The organism is Cellulomonas uda (assembly GCF_006538705.1).
Taxonomy (GTDB): Bacteria; Actinomycetota; Actinomycetes; order Actinomycetales; family Cellulomonadaceae; genus Cellulomonas; species Cellulomonas uda.
Genome location: NZ_BJLP01000002.1, coordinates 104,111 through 126,258, shown reverse-complemented (window position 1 = coordinate 126,258; position 22,148 = coordinate 104,111). Strand labels below are relative to the sequence as shown.

General features: G+C 75.0%; 19 protein-coding genes. 13 read left to right on the top strand and 6 right to left on the bottom strand.

All coding sequences use genetic code 11. The annotated features are described in order from the left end of the window. On the bottom strand, positions 1–1,300 hold a 1,300-nt coding region (locus CUD01_RS01360), incomplete at its 3' end, for a polysaccharide pyruvyl transferase family protein (protein ID WP_141318058.1). Between the two features lie 187 nt (positions 1,301–1,487). On the opposite strand from CUD01_RS01360, the gene CUD01_RS01355 reads away from it, so the two are divergent. Together CUD01_RS01355 and cysC are read left to right on the top strand one after the other, a co-directional pair. After that, on the top strand, positions 1,488–3,623 hold the full coding sequence (locus tag CUD01_RS01355) for an acyltransferase family protein (RefSeq protein ID WP_141318056.1): 2,136 nt from the start codon (positions 1,488–1,490) through the stop codon (positions 3,621–3,623). A gap of 55 nt (positions 3,624–3,678) precedes the next feature. Then, positions 3,679–4,980, top strand: a complete 1,302-nt coding sequence (cysC, locus tag CUD01_RS01350; RefSeq protein ID WP_141318055.1) for an adenylyl-sulfate kinase — start codon at positions 3,679–3,681, stop codon at positions 4,978–4,980. Positions 4,981–5,015: 35 nt separating this feature from the next. Here the strand turns inward: cysC and CUD01_RS01345 are convergent, their stop codons facing one another. Continuing rightward, positions 5,016–6,221 carry a polysaccharide pyruvyl transferase family protein gene (locus tag CUD01_RS01345; RefSeq protein WP_166771968.1) on the bottom strand — a complete coding sequence of 402 codons (1,206 nt, stop codon included), beginning with the start codon at positions 6,219–6,221 and terminating at the stop codon, positions 5,016–5,018. 209 nt (positions 6,222–6,430) lie between these two features. On the opposite strand from CUD01_RS01345, the gene CUD01_RS01340 reads away from it, so the two are divergent. The 6 genes from CUD01_RS01340 to CUD01_RS01315 are packed head-to-tail and all read left to right on the top strand — an operon-like array spanning position 6,431 to position 11,923. Further along, positions 6,431–6,991, top strand: a complete 561-nt coding sequence (locus CUD01_RS01340; RefSeq protein WP_141318053.1) for a hypothetical protein — start codon at positions 6,431–6,433, stop codon at positions 6,989–6,991. Continuing rightward, a complete protein-coding gene (locus CUD01_RS01335) occupies positions 6,984–7,262 on the top strand; it encodes a hypothetical protein (RefSeq protein WP_141318051.1) in 279 nt (92 codons plus the stop codon). The genes CUD01_RS01340 and CUD01_RS01335 overlap by 8 nt, the downstream gene beginning before the upstream one ends. Beyond that, complete coding sequence (locus CUD01_RS01330; protein ID WP_141318049.1) at positions 7,253–8,944, top strand: hypothetical protein; 1,692 nt, start codon at positions 7,253–7,255, stop codon at positions 8,942–8,944. The genes CUD01_RS01335 and CUD01_RS01330 overlap by 10 nt, the downstream gene beginning before the upstream one ends. After that, positions 8,941–9,738, top strand: a complete 798-nt coding sequence (locus tag CUD01_RS01325; protein ID WP_141318047.1) for a 3'(2'),5'-bisphosphate nucleotidase CysQ — start codon at positions 8,941–8,943, stop codon at positions 9,736–9,738. Before CUD01_RS01330 ends, CUD01_RS01325 begins: the two co-directional genes overlap by 4 nt. After that, the gene (cysD, locus tag CUD01_RS01320; RefSeq protein ID WP_141318045.1) at positions 9,735–10,661 is read left to right on the top strand and encodes a sulfate adenylyltransferase subunit CysD; all 927 of its coding nucleotides are present in this window, start codon (positions 9,735–9,737) and stop codon (positions 10,659–10,661) included. The genes CUD01_RS01325 and cysD overlap by 4 nt, the downstream gene beginning before the upstream one ends. A gap of 2 nt (positions 10,662–10,663) precedes the next feature. Further along, positions 10,664–11,923, top strand: a complete 1,260-nt coding sequence (locus tag CUD01_RS01315; protein ID WP_141318043.1) for a sulfate adenylyltransferase subunit 1 — start codon at positions 10,664–10,666, stop codon at positions 11,921–11,923. 25 nt (positions 11,924–11,948) lie between these two features. Here CUD01_RS01315 and CUD01_RS01310 read toward each other — a convergent pair whose 3' ends face one another. Both CUD01_RS01310 and CUD01_RS01305 read right to left on the bottom strand, forming a co-directional pair. Beyond that, on the bottom strand, positions 11,949–13,370 hold the full coding sequence (locus tag CUD01_RS01310; protein ID WP_141318041.1) for an LCP family protein: 1,422 nt from the start codon (positions 13,368–13,370) through the stop codon (positions 11,949–11,951). Positions 13,371–13,372: 2 nt separating this feature from the next. Then, positions 13,373–14,632 (bottom strand): LCP family protein, encoded by a 1,260-nt coding sequence (locus CUD01_RS01305; protein ID WP_244937605.1) that lies wholly within the window; start codon positions 14,630–14,632, stop codon positions 13,373–13,375. Between the two features lie 225 nt (positions 14,633–14,857). Between CUD01_RS01305 and CUD01_RS01300 the strand changes: the two genes are divergently transcribed. Genes CUD01_RS01300 through CUD01_RS01280 form a run of 4 tightly spaced genes read left to right on the top strand, consistent with a single transcriptional unit; the run spans position 14,858 to position 19,055 of the window. Then, entirely contained in the window at positions 14,858–16,024 is a 1,167-nt protein-coding gene (locus CUD01_RS01300) for a glycosyltransferase family 2 protein (RefSeq protein WP_141318039.1), read from the top strand. Positions 16,025–16,031: 7 nt separating this feature from the next. Continuing rightward, positions 16,032–16,901, top strand: a complete 870-nt coding sequence (locus CUD01_RS01295) for an ABC transporter permease (protein WP_141318037.1) — start codon at positions 16,032–16,034, stop codon at positions 16,899–16,901. Then, entirely contained in the window at positions 16,879–17,934 is a 1,056-nt protein-coding gene (locus CUD01_RS01285) for an ABC transporter ATP-binding protein (protein WP_244937604.1), read from the top strand. The genes CUD01_RS01295 and CUD01_RS01285 overlap by 23 nt, the downstream gene beginning before the upstream one ends. Before the next feature lie 26 nt (positions 17,935–17,960). Next, entirely contained in the window at positions 17,961–19,055 is a 1,095-nt protein-coding gene (locus CUD01_RS01280) for a glycosyltransferase (RefSeq protein ID WP_244937603.1), read from the top strand. 3 nt (positions 19,056–19,058) lie between these two features. Here the strand turns inward: CUD01_RS01280 and CUD01_RS01275 are convergent, their stop codons facing one another. After that, the gene (locus tag CUD01_RS01275) at positions 19,059–19,418 is read right to left on the bottom strand and encodes an NADPH-dependent FMN reductase family protein (protein ID WP_141318033.1); all 360 of its coding nucleotides are present in this window, start codon (positions 19,416–19,418) and stop codon (positions 19,059–19,061) included. Next, on the bottom strand, positions 19,415–20,734 hold the full coding sequence (locus CUD01_RS01270; RefSeq protein WP_141318031.1) for a glycosyltransferase: 1,320 nt from the start codon (positions 20,732–20,734) through the stop codon (positions 19,415–19,417). The genes CUD01_RS01275 and CUD01_RS01270 overlap by 4 nt, the downstream gene beginning before the upstream one ends. Before the next feature lie 164 nt (positions 20,735–20,898). Here CUD01_RS01270 and CUD01_RS01265 point away from each other — a divergent pair, with 164 nt between their 5' ends. Then, entirely contained in the window at positions 20,899–22,125 is a 1,227-nt protein-coding gene (locus tag CUD01_RS01265) for a hypothetical protein (RefSeq protein ID WP_141318029.1), read from the top strand. Positions 22,126–22,148 lie beyond the last annotated feature (23 nt).

The following is a 22,148-nucleotide window of genomic DNA, read 5'->3' as shown; positions in this document are numbered from 1 at the left end:
GGGCCGCGACCGCGAGCCGTGCCGCGTCGCGGTGCTGCACGAGCTCGGCGAGGTCGCGCTGGTCGTCCTCCAGCGTCGTGGTGTCCAGGCCGGGCACGACGAGCGCGCGGTACGTCGCCGCGACCTCGAGCGGGTCGTCGGGCGCCTCGTCGGACGCGTCGTCGGACGAGGCGCCCGAGGCGAGGGCGGGCGCGTCGTCGGCCTGCGCCTCGTCTGCGGTGGCCTCGTCCGCGGTGGCCTGGTCTGCGGTGGCCTGGTCTTCCGTGGCCCGGTCGGTCGGCTCGAGCACCAGCGGCGCGACCTCCTCGCCCGTCGCCGCACTCACCGCGCGCGGCACGAGCTGCTCGAGCCAGCGCGCGCGCAGGTCGTCGGCCGACAGCTCGTCGCGGGTCGCCCGCAGCAGGTCGCTCGTGACGACGCGCGGGAACCGCGCGACCCCGAACTCCCGCCCCGCCCACCCGGTCTGCCGGGAGCCGAGCGCCCAGACGTCCCGGGGGAAGGCCGCGAGCAGGCGCTCGAGGTCGATCACCGGGGGCTCGTGCGGCCCGAGCTCGAGGGCCTGGTCGACCGAGTCCGCGATCCGCGCCAGGGGCCGGCCGGTGCCCGCCAGGTAGTCGCGGTACTTGAACACGGACTCGTTCGCGGAGGCCACGAACCGCGCGGGGATGCCGAGCGCGTCCGCGATGATCACGGCGTGCAGGGAGGACCCGACGACGAACCGGGACTGCGCGATGGTCCGCAGGACCGTGCGCAGCGGGTCGGTCGGGACCAGCAGGCGCTGCCCCGCCTCGGGGTCGACCGGCCACGACGGCCCCGAGCGCAGGTCGTTGAGGTTCGGGGCGACCAGCAGGTCGGTGACCTGGTGGCGCGTCCAGAGCGACAGCTCGGGCATGAGCATGGGCAGGAGCATTGCCGGGTCGCCGTAGACCTCGGGCACGTCGATGCCGCGCGCGGTCATGTACGCGGCGGACAGCGGGCCGCGCACGGCGCGGACGTCGAGCTTGCGCTCGCCGTGCACGCGCGCGTTCGTCACCTTGCCGTTGATGCCCGTGCCCCACACCACGTCACGCGGGCGGGCGAAGTGCATGACCGAGCCGACGGACACGACGCGCCGCTCGGGCGTCTGCTCGAGCCGGGTGCCGGGGGCGATCGACTCGAGCACCAGCTCGACCACGACAGGGCCGAGCAGGTCGCCGAAGTTGTTCAGCAGCTGCGTCTCGCCGTCGACCTCGCGCAGCGGGTTCCACTGGAAGGCGTGCACGCCACCGACGCGCCGCAGGTAGTCGCCAGGCTCGTCCACCGGGCCGAGGGTACCGGAGCGCGGGCGGGCGGCGTGCGCGCGCGGCACGCCGGAGCGGCTCACCTGCGGCGTCGTCGGGTGCCGGGGCAGGGCGGTATCTTTCCGGAGCGCTCAGGCCCGCCGTCAGGAGGCGGGCCGTGGCAGAAGGAGCCCCCAGGACGATGGCCAGGACGATCGAGGCCGCCGCATGACGTCGGCGACCGCGGAGGCCGTGGCGGCGTCGGCCGAACGCCCGACGCCGGCAGTGCGCCGGAGGGACGTCCAGGGGCTGCGTGCCGTCGCGGTGATCGCCGTGATGGCCGACCACGTGGTCGGCTGGCCGCACGGCGGGTTCGTCGGTGTCGACGTGTTCTTCGTCATCAGCGGCTACCTGATCACCGGACTCCTCCTGCGCGAGCACCGCCGCAGCGGCACCATCTCGTTCCGCGGGTTCTACGCGCGCCGCGTGCGCCGCATCCTGCCCAACGCGCTCCTGACGCTCGCCGTGACCGTGGGGCTCACGGCCGTGCTCGTGGGCGGCAGCCGCCTGGCGAGCACGGTGCGCGACGCCGTCGCCGCGGCGCTCACGGTCGTCAACTGGCGGTTCGCGCGCGAGGGCACCGACTACTTCGCGCAGGGGCTGCCGCCCTCGCCCGTGCAGCACTTCTGGTCGCTCTCCGTCGAGGAGCAGTTCTACTTCGTGTGGCCGTGGCTCATGCTCGGCCTGCTCGTCCTGACGGCGCGCCGCGCGGCGGGGCGCGAGCGCGCGGCGCGGCACGGCCGTGCGCTGTTCGCCGCGATGAGCGTCGTCGTCGGTGCCTCGTTCGTGTGGGCGGTCGTCCAGACCTCGGCGCAGCCGACCTACGCGTTCTTCTCGACGCTCACGCGGGTGTGGGAGCTGGGCATCGGTGCGCTCGTCGCGATCGCCGCGGCGCGCCTGGGCATGACGCTCGGGCGTGCACGGCCCGTCCTCGCCTGGGTGGGGCTCGCGGGGATCGTCGTCTCGCTCCTGGTCGTGCGGGAGGACGCGGGCTTCCCCGCACCGTGGGCCGTGCTGCCGGTGCTGTCCACCGCGCTCGTGATCGCCGCGGGCGAGGGCGCGGGCGTGCGCGGCCCGTGGCCGCTCACCAACCGGTTCGCGAACTACGTGGGCGACGCGTCCTACTCGCTGTACCTGTGGCACTGGCCCGTCGTCGTGCTGCTGCCCACGCTGCTCGCCGAGGACTCGCCGTGGTTCGTGCCCGTGGCGCTCGCCGGGGGCGTGGCGCTCGCGCTCCCGGCCTACCACCTCGTCGAGAACCCGGTGCGGCACGTGGGCGGGCTGCCGCGGCGCGAGACGGCGCGACGGCTGCGCACCCCGCTGGTCGCGGCGAGCGCGATCACGGTGCTCGTCGTCGCGGGCGCCGCGGCCGGGGTGCGTGCGCTCGAGCAGAACGCGACGCCGACGGCCACCGCACCCCCCGTGGTGCAGGCGGACTGCCGCGGCGCGCTCGCGCTCGAGCACCGCGAGGCGTGCGCGGGCGTCACGTTCGCCGGCATGGTGCCCTCGCCGCAGGACGCGGAGCACGACACCGAGCGCGCGTACGACTGCTACTCGACCCCCACGTCCGGCGCCCGCACGTGCGAGGACGGCGACCCGGACGGCTCGCTGCGGGTCGCGGTCGTCGGCAACTCGCACGCCGCGGCCCTGCTGCCCGGGCTGCTCGAGCAGGCCGACGAGCGCGGCTGGCGCGTCACCGTCATGGTGGGCAACGGGTGCTCCCTGAGCCGCGACGTGAACGAGAACTGCGTCGAGACGTCCGAGGAGATCCGCTCGAAGCTGCTCGACGGCGAGCCCTACGACCTGGTCATCACGTCGGGCAGCCGGTCGGCGGTCGGCGCCGAGAAGCTCTCGCGCGTGCCCGGCATGGCGGCGATGATGCGCGACGTCGCGCGCCGCGGCTCGCAGGTCGTCGCCGTCTCGGACGGTCCGATCGTGAGCGACGCGGCCCTGGCGTGCGTCGCGCGCATCGGGCAGGACCCCGCGGGCTGCACCATCCCGCTCGACGAGGGCTTCGCCGTGGTCGACCTGCTGCAGCTCGCGGTGGAACGCGTGCCCCGGGCGCACTACGTCGACATCCAGGACCTGTACTGCACGGACACCGGGTGCCCCGTGGTCATCGGCGGCGTGCTCGCGTACCGGGACACGGCGGGGCACATCACGGCGACGTACGCGCGCTCGCTGGGCCCGCTCGTCGCCGACCGGATCCTCGCCGCCACGGGTCTGGACGAGCGCGACGACGACGCGCGGGACCGCACGGGCAGCCCCGAGCCGCACCCGAGCGGGACCGCCGCGGACGGGTGACGGCCCGCGCCGGGACGCGTTGTCGACCTCCGGGGTCGAGATAACCTGGGCGATCATGAGCGACGACTGGACCCGCTGGAGCGGTCTACCCCAGCTGGTCCTCGGCGCGACGGACGCCGACGCCGTCGAGCTCGCGCTCGGCGGGGCGATCCCGGCCGACCGGCACCCGGTGGTCGCGGCCGCCCCGGACGGCGCCGTCGTCCTGCTGGACGACGAGAACACGCCCGTCGCGGTCCGCGAGCGCGGCGGCCACCCGCTGGCGGCGCTGCGCCCCCGCGGGCTGCGGGGCGGCGAGGACGCGGACCCGCGTGCCCGCGTGGCCGCGCACGCCGTCCGGGACCGCGTGGGCGACGGACCCGCGCTGGGCGTCCTGGTCGACGACGTGGTCGGTCTGGACCAGGTCGACGGGCTCGTCGAGCGGGCCCGGGACGTACGCACCGTCCTCCTGCTCTGCCTCGTCGCACCGCCGCGCCCCGCGCACGCGCTGGACGTGACGGCGGCGGGCGTCGTGCGGGCGACCGCCGCGCTGCGCGACGAGCTGACGCGCTCGGGCCGGGTCGCGGTGCCCGTCGAGGTCGTGGCGGTCCCGTGGGCGCGCGGCGCGCGCCTCGAGCGCCTCGCGTGGCCGGGCGGCGAGCCCACGCTCGACGAGCTCGCCCGCGCGTACGGCGCGACCGACGTCCTCGACCTCACGGCGGCGCCCAGCGGAGCGCGGGTGGCGTACGCCGAGGCCGAGCAGCGCCGCGCGGCCGTGCTCGAGGCACGGTTCCCGGCCGCCTCGGTGCGGGAGCTGGCGTCGTCGCGCGACGCGGGCGCGGGGCCCGGCGCGGTCGTGCTGTTCACGGGGCTGTCGGGCTCCGGGAAGTCGACCGTCGCCAAGGCCGTCGCGCAGCGCCTGCAGACGTCCGTGTCCCGGCAGGTCACCGTGCTCGACGGCGACGAGGTGCGGCACATGCTGTCCGCGGGCCTCGGGTTCGACCGCGAGTCCCGCTCGCAGAACGTGCGGCGCATCGGCTACGTCGCCTCGCTCGTCGCGGGCGCGGGCGGCATCGTGCTCGTCGCGGCGATCGCGCCGTTCGAGGAGGACCGCGCGGACGTGCGCCGCCGCACGGAGGCGGTCGCGGGGTTCGTGCTCGTGCACGTCGCCACGCCCCTCGAGGTCTGCGAGGCGCGTGACCGCAAGCACCTGTACGCGCGCGCCCGGGCGGGGGACCTGCCGGAGTTCACGGGGGTGTCCTCGCCGTACGAGGTGCCGCACGACGCGGACGTCGTGCTGGACACGTCGCGCGACGACATCGGCGGCGCGGTCGCGACCGTCCTGGCGGCCCTACGCGCAGCGGGGGTCGACGGCCTCTGAGGCGTCGACCCCCGCTGCGGGGTGCGGTGCTGCGGTCAGCGCGCGACGACCGCCTCGGCGATCGCGTTCGCGAGCCCGCGCATGTGCTCCGTCGCCTGGCGGCGGATCCGCGCGAGGTCCGTCGGGTCGACCTCGGGCCGGCCGTCGAACTTCTCGATCAGCTGCGGCGAGTCGAAGCTCGACACGAGCGCGTCGAGCCCGATGCGGTGCATGAAGTTGATGTTCTTGTTCGTCGGGATCATGACGATCGACGGCACGCCGTACATCGTCGCGACCACGGTGCCGTGGAACTTCATCGACGCGAGCGTGGTGCACTCGCCGATCGCGCGCGACAGGTCGTCGAGGTCCTCGGAGTACACGACCTCCTTGCCCTCGAACACGAAGTCCTCCGCGTTCGCGAGGTCACGCTTGCCCACGTTGTTCGTGCCCAGGATGATCTGGCGCACGCGCCATCCCTGCTCGGTCACGTGCTGCGCGAGCTTGACGACCTCGGAGTAGTCGTCCGGCTTCGCGCGGTTGGGGCGGAAGCGGGTCACGACGCCCAGGATCGGCGCACCCGCGGGCTTCGTCGCCGGGGGCAGGTCGAGGCTCGAGACGATGTCCGGCGCGACGAGGATCTCGCCCGGCGGGTCGAGCCGGTCGCGGATCCACAGGGCGGCCTGGTCGTCGCGGACGCCGATCCGGCGCACGTTCGGGTGCGCCATGAAGCGGCGGTGCCGCGCGACGATGTGCTCCTTCTCCTCGGGCGCGTTGGGGCCCGTGTACTGGGGCACGCCGATGCCGACGACGAACACCGGCTTGGCCAGGAACGCGTGGTTGAAGTAGCGCGGGTCCTGGTTCCACGGCTGCAGGATGTCGCCGCCGCCGATGACGATCGCGTCGACGTCCGCGACCACGTCCTTGACGTCGCGCGAGAAGTACGGCGTGCTCGGCAGGTCCGCGAGGACCTTGAGCTCGAAGTGCGGGCCGAGGTGCTGCTTGAACACCTCGAGGAACAGCTCGTCGCCGTAGTTGCCGTCGCCGAAGAACCCGGCGAGGCCCACGACGGGCTTGCGGCCGGAGACCTTCGCGGTCGTCGGGCGCGCCGCCGTGACGGTGACGCCACCGGGCAGGCCGCCGACGAGGCGGCGGACCTCCGCGAGCGCGCTCTCGGCGAGGTCCGCGGACGTCGCCGCGTCGCGCGCGGCCTTGCTGGCCTTCTTCGCGTCCGAGGCGACGGCCGGTGCGACGACGTTGCGCACCCTCCGCTTGAGAGAGCGCTTGGCGCGGCCAGCTGTCGATCGCAGTCGACCCATGGGGGATGTCCTCCTGAAGACTCGGTCCCGGGCACGACGAGACGTGGCGCGGCCCGGCCGAGGCTGAACGCTACCGTATGGGTCGGTGCCCGCCGCCGGACCTCCGGCGTCCCCCACGGGCGCCGGAGAGCCCGTCGGCCCGCCTGTGCGGGACCGTGAGGAAAGGCAGTGCACTGACGTCCCCCGAACGTCCCGGCATCACCGCAGGTCACGACGCCCAGCACGACGACCGGACGACCGCGACGGTGCGGCTCGACGACGAGAGGGCCGCGGCGAAGCGTCGTGCCTGGGCGCGGGCCGTGCTCGCGGGGGACGTGCGGACCTTCGACGAGTGGGCCGCCGAGCCCGCGGTCCAGACCGACGGCGGGGCCGACGGCGGGGCCGACGCCGGGTCCGAGGCCGGGTCCGAGGCCGGGGCCGAGGACGACCGCCCGCTCCCGTCCGACGCGGCGCTCGAGCTCGTCCGCCGGGTCACCGCGGCGCTGGCCCCGACGGAGCCCGGGACGCTGCGGGACCGCCTGCGTGCGGACGTCGTCGCCGACGTGCTGCGGCTCGCGGCGGACGGGACGGGCACGGCGCACGGGATGGGCACGACGCACGCCTCCGGGGCGGCCGACGAGGTCGACGCGGAGCTCGTCGGCGAGCTCCTCGCGGGGGTGTTCGTGCGCACGCTCGCGCTCGTCGACGAGGCGCGCGCGGAGGTGGCCCGTGGCTGACCTCGTCCTCGAGCCGCTCCCGGAGGGCACGCGGCTCGTGCACATCGGCGCGCACAAGACCGGCACGTCGTCGGTGCAGGGCGCGTTCCACGACCAGCGCGCCGAGCTGCAGGCGGCCGGTGTGCAGTACCCGGGCGCGGACGTCAACCACGCGCTCGCGTTCCGCGCGCTGTTCGGTGGGCGAGCGTCGAGACGCAGACGGCCGGGCAGCACCGGCTGGGGGACCTGCGGGCGGCGCTCGCGGCGGACACGACGAGCCGGGTGCTGCTGAGCTCCGAGGAGCTCACCTGGTCCGACCTCGACGAGGTGCGTCGCGTCCGCGAGCTCGTCGGCCCGCGCTCGCACGTCGTCCTCACGCTGCGGGACATGGGTGGCTTCCTGCCCTCGATGTGGCAGCAGGCGGTCCGCAACGGCGAGCCCACACCGTTCGACGACTGGCTCGCCGCGCGGCTGCGCCGGCCCGAGCGCGTGCGCACGTTCCACCGCGCGGACGACACGTGGCTCACGCACCGGTGGGCGCGGGTGTTCGGTGCCGAGCACGTGACGGTCGTCGTGCTGCAGCGCTCCGCGCCCGAGCGGCTGTTCTCGGTGTTCGAGCAGCTGCTCGCGATCCCGGCCGGCACGCTCGCGGTGAGCGAGCGCAACCGCGGCATGACCCTGCCCGAGAGCGAGCTCGTGCGGCAGCTCAACGTCCGCACGCGCCGGCTGCGGGTGCCCGCCGCGCGCCGTCGCGCGCTGGTCTACCGCGGGGCGGTCACGCCCATGCTGCACGGGTGGGAGCCGCCTCCGGGGACGGTGCGGCCGACCATCCCGGCGCCGCTCGTCGCGGGTGTCGCCGCGCTCGGCCGGCAGGTCGCCGACGAGGTCCGCGCGTCGGGTGTGCGCGTGGTTGGCTCGCTCGACGAGCTCGCGCGCGTCCCGGCGGACCCGCCCGCGTCGAACACGACGACGAGCGTGCCGCTGGACGTCGCGACGATCGCGCTCGCAGGTCTGCTCGAGCGGGCGGAGGAGCTCGTCGCCGAGGCGCAGGCGGGGACGCAGCGCCGGCACCGCCTCGACGGGGTGAACCTCGTGCCCGCGCCCGGCCGGCTCGTGCACGTCGGGCCGCCGCACACGGGCGGGCATCGCCTGCGCGCGGCGTTCGCCGCGTCCGCCGACGCGCTGAGCGCGCACGGGGTCGACCTGTCGCCCGACGCGCCCGCCGCGGGCCGCCGGACGTTCGTGAGCGACGACGCCTGGGCCCTGGACCCCGGTGCGGTGCCCGACTCGGACCTGCGGGACGCGCGCGTGCTCGTCACGCTCCGCCCGCTCGGGGACGTCCTGCTCGGCTGCTACGCCGACCACCTGCTCGCGGGCGGGACGCAGACCCTGCGGTCGTGGCTGACCGCCGCGCTCGCGGCCGGCGGGCCGGGCCGCGTGCCGCTCGCGGCGGCCGACCGCGAGGACCTCCTCGAGGTGTGGACGCGCCGCGTGGGCGTGGAGGGAGTCACGGTGCTGGTGCCGCGACCGTCCGACGGTGCGCTGCTGGTCGACGCACCCGTGCGCATGCTGGACCTCCCGACGCGCGTGGTGCGGGCGGGTCGCGTGGTCCGGGCGATGAGCGACCGCGAGGCCGCGGTGCTGCGGCTGCGCAACACGGGCGCGCTGGGTCGACGCGCGTCGGGCCTCACCCCGGCCCAGGTGCGCACGGCGCTCTCGCGGTGGTCCACGGGTCCCGACGAGCCTGCGCTCGGCGTGCCGGAGGACCTGCAGCCGCAGGTCGCGGAGCTCGGCGAGCTCCTCGTGGCGCGCGTGACCGCGTCGGGCGTCGCGGTCGTCGGCGGGCTGGGGACCGTGCTGCGGCCGCCGCGCACCGCCGCGGACGACGACGTGGTCGACGCGTCGGCGCCGCGGCTCGTGGGTGCGGCTCGCGCGCTGCGCTCGACGCTGACCCTCAAGGAGGACGACGCATGACCGACCACGAGCTGGCCGCCGCGCTCGCGCAGGGCGCGGGCCGGGTGCTGCTCGCCGAGCGTGACCAGGGCGACACGACCGATCTGCGCGCGCGGGGCGACGCGGCCGCCCAGGCATACCTCGCGCGCGAGCTGACGCGGGCGCGCCCGCACGACGCGGTGCTGTCGGAGGAGGCCGCCGACGACGGCGCACGCCTGTCCGCCGACCGCGTGTGGGTGGTCGACCCGCTCGACGGCACCCGCGAGTACGCCGAACGGCACGACGACGGCTCGTGGCGGGACGACTGGGCGGTGCACGTCGCGCTCTGGCAGCGCGGGCGGGGGCTCGTCGCGGGCGCCGTGGCGCTGCCCGGACGAGGGACGGTGCTGCGCACCGACGCGCGCGTCGAACGGCCCGCGCGCCGGCCCGGCCCGCTGCGGCTCGCGGTGAGCCGCTCGCGCCCGCCCGCGCTCGTCGACGCGCTCGCGACGCTGGCCGACGTCGAGCTCGTGCCCATGGGCTCGGCGGGGGTCAAGGTCGCCTCGGTCGTGACGGGCCGGACCGACGCGTACGTCCACGCGGGCGGCCAGTACGAGTGGGACTCGGCCGCGCCGGTCGCGGTCGCGACCGCGGCCGGTCTGCACTGCTCGCGCGTCGACGGCGCCGCGCTCGAGTACAACCGGCGCAGCCCGTGGCTGCCCGACCTGCTCGTGTGCGAGCCCGAGCGCGCGGACGAGCTCCTGGGTCTCGTCGCCCGCGCGCAGGCGCTCGTCGCACCCGACGCCCCGCCGACCCGGGAGGATGGTGCCCCGTGACCACGAGCCGACCGCACCACCAGCCGCACTACCAGCTGAGCCACCTCGAGGCCCTCGAGTCCGAGAGCATCCACGTGATGCGCGAGGTCGCGGCCGAGATGCGCCGGCCCTGCCTGCTGTTCTCGGGCGGCAAGGACTCGATCGTCATGCTGCACCTCGCGGTGAAGGCGTTCGCGCCCGCGCGCATCCCGTTCCCGGTGATGCACGTCGACACCGGGCTGAACTTCCCCGAGGTCATCGAGTTCCGCGACGCGGTCGTCGACGAGCTCGGGCTGCGGCTCGTCGTCGCGTCGGTCCAGGAGGCGATCGATCGCGGGCTGGTCCGCGAGGAGCGGAGCGGCTCGCGCAACCGCATCCAGACGCCCGTGCTGCTCGAGGCCGCGGAGCAGCACGGCTTCGACGCGCTGTTCGGCGGGGCGCGGCGCGACGAGGAGAAGGCACGCGCCAAGGAGCGGGTGTTCTCGTTCCGTGACGAGTTCGGCCAGTGGGACCCGAAGAACCAGCGCCCGGAGCTCTGGTCGCTCTACAACGGCCGCGTGCACCCGGGCGAGTCGATCCGGGTGTTCCCGCTGTCCAACTGGACCGAGCTCGACATCTGGTCGTACATCGGTGCGCAGGACGTCGCGATCCCCGACCTGTACCTGGCCGCGGAGCGCGACGTCGTCGAGCGCGACGGGATGCTCTACGCGGTCAACGCGTTCGTCGAGCCCCGGGAGGGCGAGACCGTCACGCGCCGCAGCGTGCGCTACCGCACGATGGGCGACGCGAACCTGACCGCGGCGGTCGAGTCGACCGCCGCGACCGTGCAGGACGTGATCGACGAGATCGCGGCCGCCCGGCTCACGGAGCGCGGCGCGACGCGCGGCGACGACCGGGTGAGCGAGGCCGCGATGGAGGACCGCAAGCGCGAGGGGTACTTCTAGACATGAGCGATCTGCTGAGGTTCGCGACCGCCGGCTCCGTCGACGACGGGAAGTCGACGCTGATCGGACGCCTGCTGTACGACAGCAAGTCGCTGTTCACCGACCAGGTCGAGGCGGTCGAGCGGGTCAGCGCCGACCGGGGCGACGACTACACCGACCTCGCGCTGCTCACCGACGGCCTGCGCGCCGAGCGCGAGCAGGGCATCACCATCGACGTCGCGTACCGCTACTTCTCCACGCCGCGGCGCAAGTTCATCATCGCGGACACCCCGGGGCACATCCAGTACACGCGGAACATGGTCACTGGGGCCTCGACCGCGGACGCGGCGCTGATCCTCGTCGACGCGCGCAAGGGCATGACGGAGCAGAGCCGCCGCCACGCGTTCCTCGCGACGCTCCTGGGCGTGCCGCACCTCGTCGTGTGCGTGAACAAGATGGACCTCGTCGACTGGTCGCAGGACGTGTTCGACGAGATCCGCGCCGACTTCGCCGACTTCGCGGCGCGGCTGCGCACGCACGACCTGACGTTCATCCCGGTGTCCGCGCTGCTCGGGGACAACGTCGTGGACCGCAGCGCGCGCACGCCCTGGTACGACGGCGCGACGCTGCTCGGGCATCTCGAGCACCTGCACGTCGCGAGCGACCGCAACCTCATCGACGTGCGCTTCCCGGTGCAGTACGTGATCCGCCCGCAGTCGAGCTCCGCGCGCGACTACCGGGGGTACGCGGGCCGGGTCGCCAGCGGCGTCATGCGGCCGGGCGACCCCGTGGTCGTGCTGCCCAGCGGGTTCACCTCGACGATCGCCTCGATCGACCAGGCCGGCGAGCCCGTCGACGTCGCGTTCCCGCCGATGTCGGTCGTCGTGCGGCTCGCCGACGAGCTCGACATCAGCCGGGGCGACATGCTGTGCCGCCCGGCGAACACGCCGCACGCGACGCAGGACCTCGACGTGCAGGTGTGCTGGATGGACGAGACCGCGCCGCTGCGGCCCGGCGTCGTCTACGGGCTCAAGCACACGACGCGCTCGACGCGCGCGAAGGTCACGGCGGTGGACTACCGGATCGACATCAACACGCTGCACCGCGACCCGGGTGCCGACACCCTCGAGCTCAACGACATCGGCCGCGTGCGGCTGCGCACCGCGACCCCCGTGCTCGTCGACCAGTACGAGCTGAACCGCGAGACCGGGTCGTTCATCCTCGTCGACGAGTCGACGTTGCGGACCGTCGGCGCGGGGATCGTCACGGCGGCGCGCGACTGACCGGTGCGGCCGGGACGCCGGGGAGTCAGTCGCCCCCGACGGTGCCCGGCTCGAGCGTGCCCTCGCGGATCGCCTTCCAGAACGGGGGTGTCCGCTCCGGGTCGAGCTGGACGGTCGAGCCGACGCCGCCGGGACGGTAGTCCATGCTCGCGATGGGCGGTGTCCCCGTGATGCCGCCCTTGCCGTTGGCGGCCTTGAACGCGAGCGCGAGCCGGGCGAGGTCGACGACGTCGCTCGACTCGTCGACCGTGAGCGCGTCCGTCGCGGCGGACACGAGCGAGACCTGCTGCGACGGGTGCAGCGCGAGGGACTTCGGGTCGACCTTGTCGAGCACCGCGCCGACGAGCTGACGCTGACGCTGACCGCGGCCGATGTCGCCCAGCGGGTCGGCCTTGCGCATGCGGGCGAACTGCAGCGCCTTCTGGCCGCCCACGGAGTGGCAGCCCGCCGACCACTTCATGTGCGAGTCACGGTCGTCGACGTCGTGGTCGTAGCACAGGCGCACACCGCCGACCGCGTCGACCACGTCCTTGACACCCGCCATGCCGATCTCGGCGTAGTGGTCGACCGTCAGCCCCGTGAGCTCCTCGACCGTCTCCACGAGCAGCGGTGCCCCGCCGAACGCGAACGCCGCGTTGATCTTGTTCGGGTCGTGCCCCGGGATCTGGACGTACGTGTCGCGCGGCAGGGAGATGAGGGCGGTGGGGCCGCTGTCCGGCACGTGCAGCACCAGGATCGTGTCGGAGCGCTGGCCCTGCGTGCCGTCGTCCTTGACCCCGCCGTCGGCGCGCGAGTCGGACCCGGTGATCAGGTAGGTGGTGCCGGGCGTGCCGTCCGCGCCGGAGAGCGCCTCCGTGCGCTGGATCTTGCCGTTGGCCCACACGAGCAGCCCGATGGGCCACGCGAGCAGCAGGACCAGGACGAGCGCGACGACCGCGAGGGCGATCCGGCCGCGGCGGCGACGCGGGGGAGCCTGGTCCGGGCCCGCGACGGCGGCGCCGCCGGGACCCGTGGGACCGCCGGGACCGCGGCCCGCCGGAGCGCGCCCGGCGGGCGGGACGGGTCGGCCGGCCGTGGCGCCGCCGGTCGTCGGCCTGCCCGGCGCGCGACCCGACGGTGCCGCGGTGCGACCCGACGAGGCCGCGGTGCGACCCGACGGGGCGGCCGTGCGACGCGGCGCGGTCCGCGCGGTCTCGTCGCCCGGCGTGAACGACGGGGGAGTGCCGCCGGTGCCGCGGGGCGCCGTGGGGCGCCGGCTCGTGGCGGCCCGGGGCGCGGCGGTGCGAGGAGGTGCGGCGGTGCGAGGAGGCGCGGGCGGCGGGGGCGGCGTCCCGGCACCACCGGGTGACCTCGACGAGCCGACGACGACCGCGTCCTGCCCCGTGGGCCGGCTCCCGCCGGACCCCGGGGCGAAGCTCGGCGGCGTGCCCCGCTCGTCGCGCGCCATGCTCAGCAGCTGCCCGTGTTGTCGTCGAGCGTGAACGCCTCGCGGCCGGCCTTGCGCGTGGCCTTCGGCGTGGGCGCCTTGGTCGGCTCGGCGGTCTGGCCCTGCGTGGGCGTCGCGGTCGCGGACGGCTTGTCCGTGGCCTTCGCGCCCGGGTCCTGGGACGTGCCGGTGAGCAGCGGCGTGTCCGCAGCGATGTTCGACCAGATGATGTCGGCCTCGTCGGTCCACACCACACGGTTCTTGTCGTCGGGCGCCGCGCCCCACGGGATCGTCATGAACGTGATGTTGCCAGTGCGGATGCTCCGGGCGCTGTAGGCGAGGCCGGCCATGTCGGGCGTGTGCATCGACGTCGTGAGCGACTTGGTCGCGGCGTTGAGCAGGCCCAGCAGGTCCGTCCAGTCCGTCAGGACGTTCTTCGACAGCGTCTGCGAGGCCATCGCGGCGAGCAGCCGCTGCTGGTTGCCGATGCGGCCGATGTCCGAGCCGTCGCTCACCTGGCTGTGCCGCGAGCGCGCGAACGCCAGCGCGGTCTTGCCGTCCAACGTCTTGTTGCCGGCCTCGACGTGCAGCTTCGCCTTCTTGTCGTCCATGTCCTGCGGGATGCAGATGTCCACGCCGCCGATCGCGTCGACCATCGTCTGGAACCCGGCGAAGTCGACCAGCATGAAGTCGTGGATGGTGATGCCCGTGTTCGCCTCGACCGTGCGCCACGTGCACGCGGCCGCCGACTGCAGGTCCAGCCCCAGGTCCCAGCCGCGCGCGAACGCCTCGTTGAACATCGCGTAGCTGCTCGCGCCGGTCGCCCCGTTCGTCGTCTGGCACGAGGGGATCTCGACCATCGAGTCACGCGGGATGGAGACCATCTCGACGCGGTCCCGGTCCGCCGAGATGTGCATGACGATCGTCGTGTCGGAACGCATGCCGCCCGCGACGCGACCGCCGATCTCCCCGTTGGCACCCTCGCGCGAGTCCGAGCCGATCAGGAGGATGTTGACGTCCTTGCCGGCGTTCGGGTCCTCGCCGACCTGCGCGCCGCCCGTCGGCCGCGGGCCGATGAGGCCCGAGACGTCGACGTGGTTGATGTTGCCGTTGAGCCTGGCGTAGACCGCGTACGCCGCGGTGCCGCCGAACGCGAGCAGCGCGACCGTCGCCAGCGCGGTCCCGCGCAGGATGTGGCCGGTGCGGTGGTGACGGGCGTGGCGCACCGTTGACGGACGCGCGGCGGAGGCGTGGCGGGCCGAGGAGGCAGGGGTGCTGGTCACGCGGTCGATCCTAGGGAGCCCCCTCGGCGTGAGAGGGGGAGTGCTCGCAGGTGCCCGGTGGAGAGATTGTGGAGATGCGCGCACACCCGGCGAACGGGTGACGTCGCAGGTCACAGCGGCGGGTCGCGCAGTCGCGCCGGGCGCCGAGGCAACCGTCCCGGATCGCCCTGACGGGCGTCGCGCGCGAGCCTGCGCACGTCGTCGCCTGGGCTAGCCTTGTCGGCGATGTCCCCCGCGAAGAGCCCGTCGGAGCCCGACGGCACCAGCCACCTGCCTCCGGTCTCCGTGTTCCTCACGGTGCGCGACGAGGAGCGGCACCTGACGGCCGCGATCGAGCGGGTCCTGGGCCAGGACTACGCCGGCGAGCTCGAGGTCGTGCTGGCCGTCGGACCGAGCCACGACCGGACGCTGGAGATCGCGCAGGAGCTGGCCGGGCGCGACGCCCGCGTGCGGGTCATCGACAACCCGACCGGACGCACGCCCGACGGGCTCAACCTCGCGGTCGCCGCCGCGCGGCACGACGTGCTCGTGCGCGTCGACGGCCACAGCGAGCTCGAGCCGGACTACGTGCGGCGCGCCGTCGATGCCCTGCTCGAGACCGGCGCCGCCAACGTCGGCGGACGCATGGTGCCCGTGGGGACCACGTCGTTCGAGGACGCCGTCGCGCGGGCGATGAGCAGCCCGCTCGGCATCGGCTCCGCCGCGTTCCACACCGGGGGCGAGCCCGGGCCCGCACCGACCGTGTACCTGGGGGTCTTCCGGCGCGACGCGCTCGAGCGGGTCGGCGGGTACGACGAGCACTTCGTGCGCGCGCAGGACTGGGAGCTCAACCACCGGCTGCGGGAGGCCGGCGAGGTCGTCTGGTTCGTGCCCGACCTCGGCGTGACGTACCGGCCGCGCGGCGACGTGCGCGCGCTCGCCCGGCAGTTCTTCCGCACGGGGCAGTGGCGGCGCCAGGTCATCAAGCACCACCCGCAGACCGCCGGGCTGCGCTACCTCGCGCCCCCCGCCGCGGTCGCCGGGATCGCCCTGGGGACCGCGGTCGCGGCCGTCGGTGCGACCGCCGGCCCGCGCTGGCTCCTCGTCGGGCTCGCCGCGCCCGTGGGGTACGCCGCGGCCGTCGTCGCGGGCTGCGCCGTCGTCGGCCGCGACCTGCCCCCCGCGGCACGCCGCCGCCTGCCCGGCGTCGTCGCCACGATGCACCTCGCGTGGGGCTCCGGCTTCCTGCGCGGACTTCCGCGTGCGGGAGCACCGGCGGTCGCTCCCGGGACGACCGCCGCTGCCTCCCCGGCGGGGGCGACGACGGGCGTCGTCTATCCTGTTGCGGCGAATGCGCCCCGTCCGGCCCCGACCGAAGGCCCGGGGCCTGACCGTCACGTGACGGAGGACTGACCACCACATGTCGACCAAGGACGTCGTGCGCGATGCCGACGCGGACCTGCAGGTCTACTCGCCCCACCGGGCGGGCCTGCCGAGGTTCGGACCGTACTTCCGCGACCTGCGCGCGCGACTGCCGTTCGCGGCGGAGTCGTCGAAGGCCAGCATCCGTGCCGCTCACTCGCAGACGGTGTTCGGCCAGCTCTGGCTGATCCTGAACCCGCTGCTCATGGCGCTCGTGTACTACATCCTCGTCGTGATCCTGCGCGGATCGGGGGGCGCGGACACCCTGGCCCACATCGTCAGCGGCCTCTTCGTCTTCCACCTCGTGTCAGGGTCGATGTCAGCGGGCGCCAGCTCCGTGACGGGCGGCGGGCGGCTCATCATGAACATGGCGTTCCCGCGGCTCCTCATGCCGATGTCCGCGGTCCGCACGGCGTTCTTCCGGTTCCTGCCGACCCTTCCCGTCGTGCTGATCCTCAAGGCGTTCACGGATGAGCCGTGGGGCCCCCAGATGCTGCTTGCGCTGGTGTTCCTCGGTTTCATGACGCTCTTCTCGATCGGTATCGCCGCGGTGTTGGCGACCCTGCAGGTGTACTTCCGCGACACGTCGAGCTTCTTGCCGTTCTTCACGCGCATCTGGCTCTACATGTCTCCGATCCTCTGGTCGATCGACTCGCTCGACACGAGCCCGGTCGCGAAGTACGTCGACCTCATGGTTGTCGTGAACCCCCTGTTCTCGATGGTCGGTGGCTGGACGGAGCTGGTGCTGAACGCACAGATCCCGTCGCCGTCGATGTGGCTCGCCGCGGCCTCGTGGGCAGTCGGCATGACCGTCGTCGGGAGCCTGTTCTTCATGTCGAGGGAGCGTGAGTTCGCTGTCCGCCTCTGAGGTGAGCACGTCGGGCGACTCCCGACGACCGTCCGGCACCGCGACGGGCGCGAACGCGCCCGCGCAGCCCGCCGACCCGCAGCAGCCCGACGCGCCCGCGGCGCCGTCCGCGCCCGACGCGCCCGCCGACCAGACGGCACCCGCGGGCGAGGAGGCGGCCCCGAAGCCGAAGGCCAAGAAGCCGGCGGGCAAGAAGCCCGCGGCCAAGAAGCCCGCCGCCACGGTCGAGCCGCGCATCGAGCGCAAGTACCAGGTCGACACGAGCGTCCCGCCCGCGGTCAGCGTCCAGGACGTGTCGATCACGTACCGCACGACGTTCGAGAAGGTGCCGACCCTGAAGAGCGCGATCGTGCGCTTCGGGCGCGGCGAGCGCGCGGTGCGCGAGGTCGAGGCGATCCAGAACATGTCGTTCGACGTCCCGGTGGGGACGGCGCTGGGCATCCTCGGCGCGAACGGCGCGGGCAAGTCGACGCTCATGCGAGCGCTCGCGGGCGTGCTCCCGCCCACGTCGGGCCGCATCGAGGTGCGCGGGAAGATCAGCTCGCTGCTGTCGCTCGGCGTCGGGTTCAACTCGGCCCTCACGGGGCGGGAGAACGTGGTGCTCGGCGGGCTCGCGCAGGGCCTGACGCGCGAGCAGGTCGCGGAGCGCGCCGACGAGATCGCGGACTTCGCCGAGATCGGCGAGTTCATGGACATGCCGATGCGCACGTACTCGTCGGGCATGTCGCAGCGGCTCGCGTTCGCGGTGTCGGTCCACATGGAACCGGACATCCTGCTGATCGACGAGGCACTGTCCGCGGGTGACGCGAAGTTCAAGAACAAGGCCGCCGCGAAGATGGACGAGCTGATGTCCTCGGCGCGCGCGATGTTCCTCGTCTCGCACTCGCTCGGGTCGATCCGTCAGCTGTGCAACGACGCGATCTGGATCCACAAGGGCAAGCTCATGATGCGCGGCACCCCGGAGGAGTGCGGCGCGGCGTACACCAAGTTCCTCGAGGTCGGCGAGACCGCGTTCACGCTCGAAGACTTCTGAGCGGGGTGCGCGCGATGAGGCCGCAGGTGAGCATCGTGACGTCGGGCCACGACGTCGCGGACGCCCGCCTGCACCGCGAGGTCGCGGCGCTGAGCCGGCGCGGGCTCGAGGTCGAGGTGCTCGGGCTGGGCCAGGCCGCCGCCGGCCCGCCCGAGGCGTCGACCCGCTCGTGGCGACGGGGCGGGGGAGTGCGCCGCTCGTGGCACGCGCTCACGCTGCCCCTGCGTGCCCGCGGTGACGTGCTCGTCGCGCTCGACCCCGACTCGGCGGCGGGCGTGTGGCTCGCGCGCGGCCTGCGCCGGCTCACCGGCCGCCGGATCGCGGTGGTGACCGACGTGCACGAGGACTACGAGCTGCTGCTGCAGGACCGCCCGTGGGCGTCGGGGGTGCGCGGTGCGCTCGCGTCGGTGTGGGCGCGCCTCGGCATCCGTGCCGCGCAGCGTGCGGACCTGCTCGTCGTCGCCGACCAGCACCTCATGACGGACGTCGAGCGACGCCTCGTGGTGCGCAACCTCGCCGACACCTCGATGCTCCCGGGGCCGACCGCGCCGGGGCCGACCCCGCGCGCGCTGTACATCGGTGACCTGCGGCGCAGCCGCGGTCTGTTCGCCATGCTCGACGCGGTCGAGGCGGCTCCCGGGTGGGAGCTCGACCTCGTCGGGCCCATCGCCCCCGCGGACCGCGAGGAGTTCCTCGAGCGCCTCGCGTCGCCCGTGCTCGCGGAGTGCGTGCGGTGGCACGGCCGCCAGCCCCCGCGCGAGGCGTGGACGCTCGCGCGCGGCGCATGGGTCGGGCTGCTGCTGCTCGACCAGACTCCCGCGTTCCGCGACGCGATCCCCAGCAAGCTCTACGAGTACCTCGCGTGCGGCCTCGCGGTGGTGGCCACCGACCTGCCGCGCAGCGCGCGCGTCGTGCGCGAGAGCGCGGCGGGCGTCGTGGTCGACGACGCCGCGGGCGCCGCCGAGGCCCTGCGGGAGTGGCAGCGTGACGAGGTCCGGTTCGCGCGCGTGCGTGACGCGGCCGTCGCCGCGGGCGGCGCGTACGTGGCCGAGGACGACCTGTCGGCGTTCGCCGACGCGGTGGCCGCCCTCGTCAAGACGCCGGTGGCCGCCGGGGTCTGAGCGTCACCGCCGCCCGGCGAGCACGCGCTGCCCCGCGGGGACGCCGTTGACCAGTGCCGCGCTCGGGTTGGTACGCCGCGTGCGCCACACGGCGGGGACGGCCGTGCGGTCGGCGGCGACGACGAGCTCGGCGTCCCGGAGCTGTGCGCGCTGCGCCGCGGTGACGCGGCGGGCCGCGGACCACGAGGCGGTGGTCCCGGACAGGGCTGCGGCGAGCCGGCCGGTCGCGGTGCGGGTGCCGGGCGCGCGCAGGTCGACGACCGTGACGTCGCCGCCCGCGGCGCGCAGCGGGGCGGCCAGGGACTCGACGGCCTGGTCCGAGGTGTCGGGCGAGGCGACCACGAGGACGGTGCGGGTGCTCATGCGTGCTTTCCGTCGAGGGCGGCGCCGAGCGCGGCGACGCGCGGGGCGAGCTGGGCGTCGCGCCGGTACGCGAGGCCCAGGCGGGCGAGGGTGTCGGCGTGCTCGGGTGCGGCCGCGACGAGCGCGGGGACCTCGCCGAGGGCGCGCGCGACCTCGGCGGGCGTCACCTGCTCCACGCGCGCGACGAGCGGGTGCCCCGCGAGGACGTCGGTGGTCGCGTTGCGCGGGTCGTGCACCGCGACGACGGGGCGGCCCGCGGCGACGTACTCGTAGACCTTGCCGCTGCTCACGTAGCGGCCGGACCCGAGCGCGAGGACGAGCGCGTCGGCGTCGGCGTAGAACCGTGAGACGTCGGCCTTCGCGACGGGACCGACGTACCGCACGCCGTCGGCCGCGGCGTCGGCGACGGCCTGCGCCAGCGTCCCCTGGGGGACGGCGAAGTAGCCCAGGTGGCCGCCGAGCGTGAGCGTGGACCCGGCGGGCAGGCGTCCGTCGGCCAGCGCGAGGCGCCAGCCCGCGATCAGCTCGGCCAGCGGGACCTTGGGCGTGACCGTCCCGAGGTACGCGAGCCGCAGGCCCGGGCCGGGGCGCGGCGTGTGCACCAGCGGGACCTCGAGCAGGGACGGGTCCCAGCCGTTCGCGACGACGTGCATCCGGTCCGCGGCGTGCGGGTACTGCTCCCGGTGCCACGCGCGGATCGGCTCGTTGACGAACCACACCTCGTGGGCGTCGGCGACGAGCCGACGCTCCCAGCGACCCACGCGGGAGTGCGCGGAGGCCGTCGTCGCACCCGAGAACACGTCGAGCCGCCACGCGTCGCGGTAGTCCATGACGTACGGGACGCCCGCGGCGCGCCGCAGGTCGTGCGCCGCGGCGAACGTCACGTGCGGGTTCGCGGTCGCGAGGGTCAGGTCGACCGGGTGCTCGGCGTGTACGGCGCGCGCGGCCGCGGCGAGCCGGGCGCGCCACGGGCCGTAGGACGCCTCGGGAAAGGGGACCTCGTCGGCGAGGCGGCGCAGGCGCGCCCACACGGGCGGGAGCGCGACGCGCAGCGCCGAGTAGCCGCGGATGTCGGTGTCCTGCGCGGGCCAGTCGAACGGCACGCGCCGGACCGTGACGCGGGGGTCGACGAGCGCCTCGAGCGACGTGTCCGCACCCGTGTACCGCTCGAACGTCTCGCGGCTCGCGGTGACGACGGTGACGTCCCAGCCCGCAGCGGCGAAGGCGTTGACGGTCGCGAGCGCGCGGTACACGCCACCCGCGCGCGACGGCGGGAAGCCCCACGCGAGGTGGAGCAGGTGCTTCGGTGTGGTCATCGTCCCTCGGGAGAGCGGGTGCGGGCCGCCCCCGAGGGTACGCGGTGCCTGCCCGACGGGGCCGCGCGTGCGTGCTCGGCGAGGCGCGCGGGCCGTCACAATGGGTCGGCGCGACGCGACGCGCACGGCACCGGCGGAGCACCGCCGAGACACGAGGAGGACCCGTGGTTCGACGAGCCCGCGCGCTCGCCGCCGGTGCGGCGTCCGTCCTCACGACACGCCGGCACGCGCTCCCCCCGGCCGTGGACCGCGCGCTGGACGCGGTGAAGTGGGCGCGCGCGCCGTGGACGGCCGACCCGGGCGCGGTGCCGACGCTGGTCTCGCCCCGGTCGGGTCGCCCGGCGCGCGTGCTGCTCGGACCGGCGAACTTCGCGGGCCAGGGGCTCGCGTGGGCGGCCGCGCTCGACCGCTCGGGCGTGCCCGCCGTGGCGTGGGCGTTCACGGCGGACCCGAGGTTCCGGCACGGCGCCGACCACACCGCGCCGCTGGCCGTGGTGCACCGCGCGTCGCGCGCGTACCAGCAGCGCGTGTTCGACGCGGTCGTCGCCGGCGTCGAGGCGGTCGTGATCGAGGCGGGCCGGCCGTTGTTCGGGCGGCTGCACGGCTTCGACCCGGTCGCCGAGGCGCGTGCGCTGCAGGCCCGGGGTGTGCGCGTCGCGCTGCTGTGGCACGGCACGGACGTGCGCGTGCCGAGCCGGCACGCCGCGACCCACCAGGCTTCGCCGTTCCGCGCGGGGCCCGGTGGTGACCCGCGCACGCGCGCGCTCGAGTCGGTCGCGCTGCGCAACCGGCGCCGCGCCTCGGGGTTCGACGGCCCCGTGCTCATCTCCACGCCCGACCTGCTGCCGGGTTGGCCGGGCGCACGGTGGTGCCCGGTGGTCGTCGACGCGGACGCGTGGGCGAGCGACGCGCCCGTGCTGGAGCGCGCGGTGCCGCGGGTGGTGTTCGCGCCGAGCAACGGTGTGCTCAAGGGCGCGGACCTCGTCGGGCGCGCGCTCGCGCCGCTCGTCGCCGAGGGGCTCGTGGAGCGGCGCGTCGTCGCCGGGGTGCCCGCCGAGGAGGTGCGCGCGCTGTACCGGGACGCGGACGTCGTGCTCGACCAGTTCCGGCTCGGCATCTACGGCGTCGCGGCGTGCGAGGCGATGGCCGCGGGACGGCTCGTCGTGAGCCACGTCGACGCGCAGGTCCGGGCCGAGGTCCGCGCCGCGACCGGGCGGGACCTGCCCGTGCTCGAGTCCGCCGGCGACGCGCTGGGCGGCACGCTGCGCACGGTGCTCGCGGACCGCGACACGGCGCGCGCGACGGCCGCCGCGGGTCCCGCGCTCGTGGCGGAGCTGCACGACGGGCGTCGCAGCGCCGCGGTCCTGCGCGAGGTCCTGCTCGACGGCTGACCGGGGCGCCCGGACAGCGGGCG

Bases quoted from the DNA above. Each gene is read 5' to 3' on its own strand.
- CUD01_RS01270 (WP_141318031.1), bottom strand. From the start codon at position 20,734: ATGACCACACCGAAGCACCTGCTCCACCTCGCGTGGGGCTTCCCGCCG.
- cysC (WP_141318055.1), top strand. From the start codon at position 3,679: ATGAGCGACGACTGGACCCGCTGGAGCGGTCTACCCCAGCTGGTCCTC.
- CUD01_RS01315 (WP_141318043.1), top strand. From the start codon at position 10,664: ATGAGCGATCTGCTGAGGTTCGCGACCGCCGGCTCCGTCGACGACGGG.
- CUD01_RS01300 (WP_141318039.1), top strand. From the start codon at position 14,858: ATGTCCCCCGCGAAGAGCCCGTCGGAGCCCGACGGCACCAGCCACCTG.
- CUD01_RS01310 (WP_141318041.1), bottom strand. From the start codon at position 13,370: ATGGCGCGCGACGAGCGGGGCACGCCGCCGAGCTTCGCCCCGGGGTCC.
- CUD01_RS01275 (WP_141318033.1), bottom strand. From the start codon at position 19,418: ATGAGCACCCGCACCGTCCTCGTGGTCGCCTCGCCCGACACCTCGGAC.
- CUD01_RS01295 (WP_141318037.1), top strand. From the start codon at position 16,032: ATGTCGACCAAGGACGTCGTGCGCGATGCCGACGCGGACCTGCAGGTC.
- CUD01_RS01325 (WP_141318047.1), top strand. From the start codon at position 8,941: ATGACCGACCACGAGCTGGCCGCCGCGCTCGCGCAGGGCGCGGGCCGG.
- CUD01_RS01355 (WP_141318056.1), top strand. From the start codon at position 1,488: ATGACGTCGGCGACCGCGGAGGCCGTGGCGGCGTCGGCCGAACGCCCG.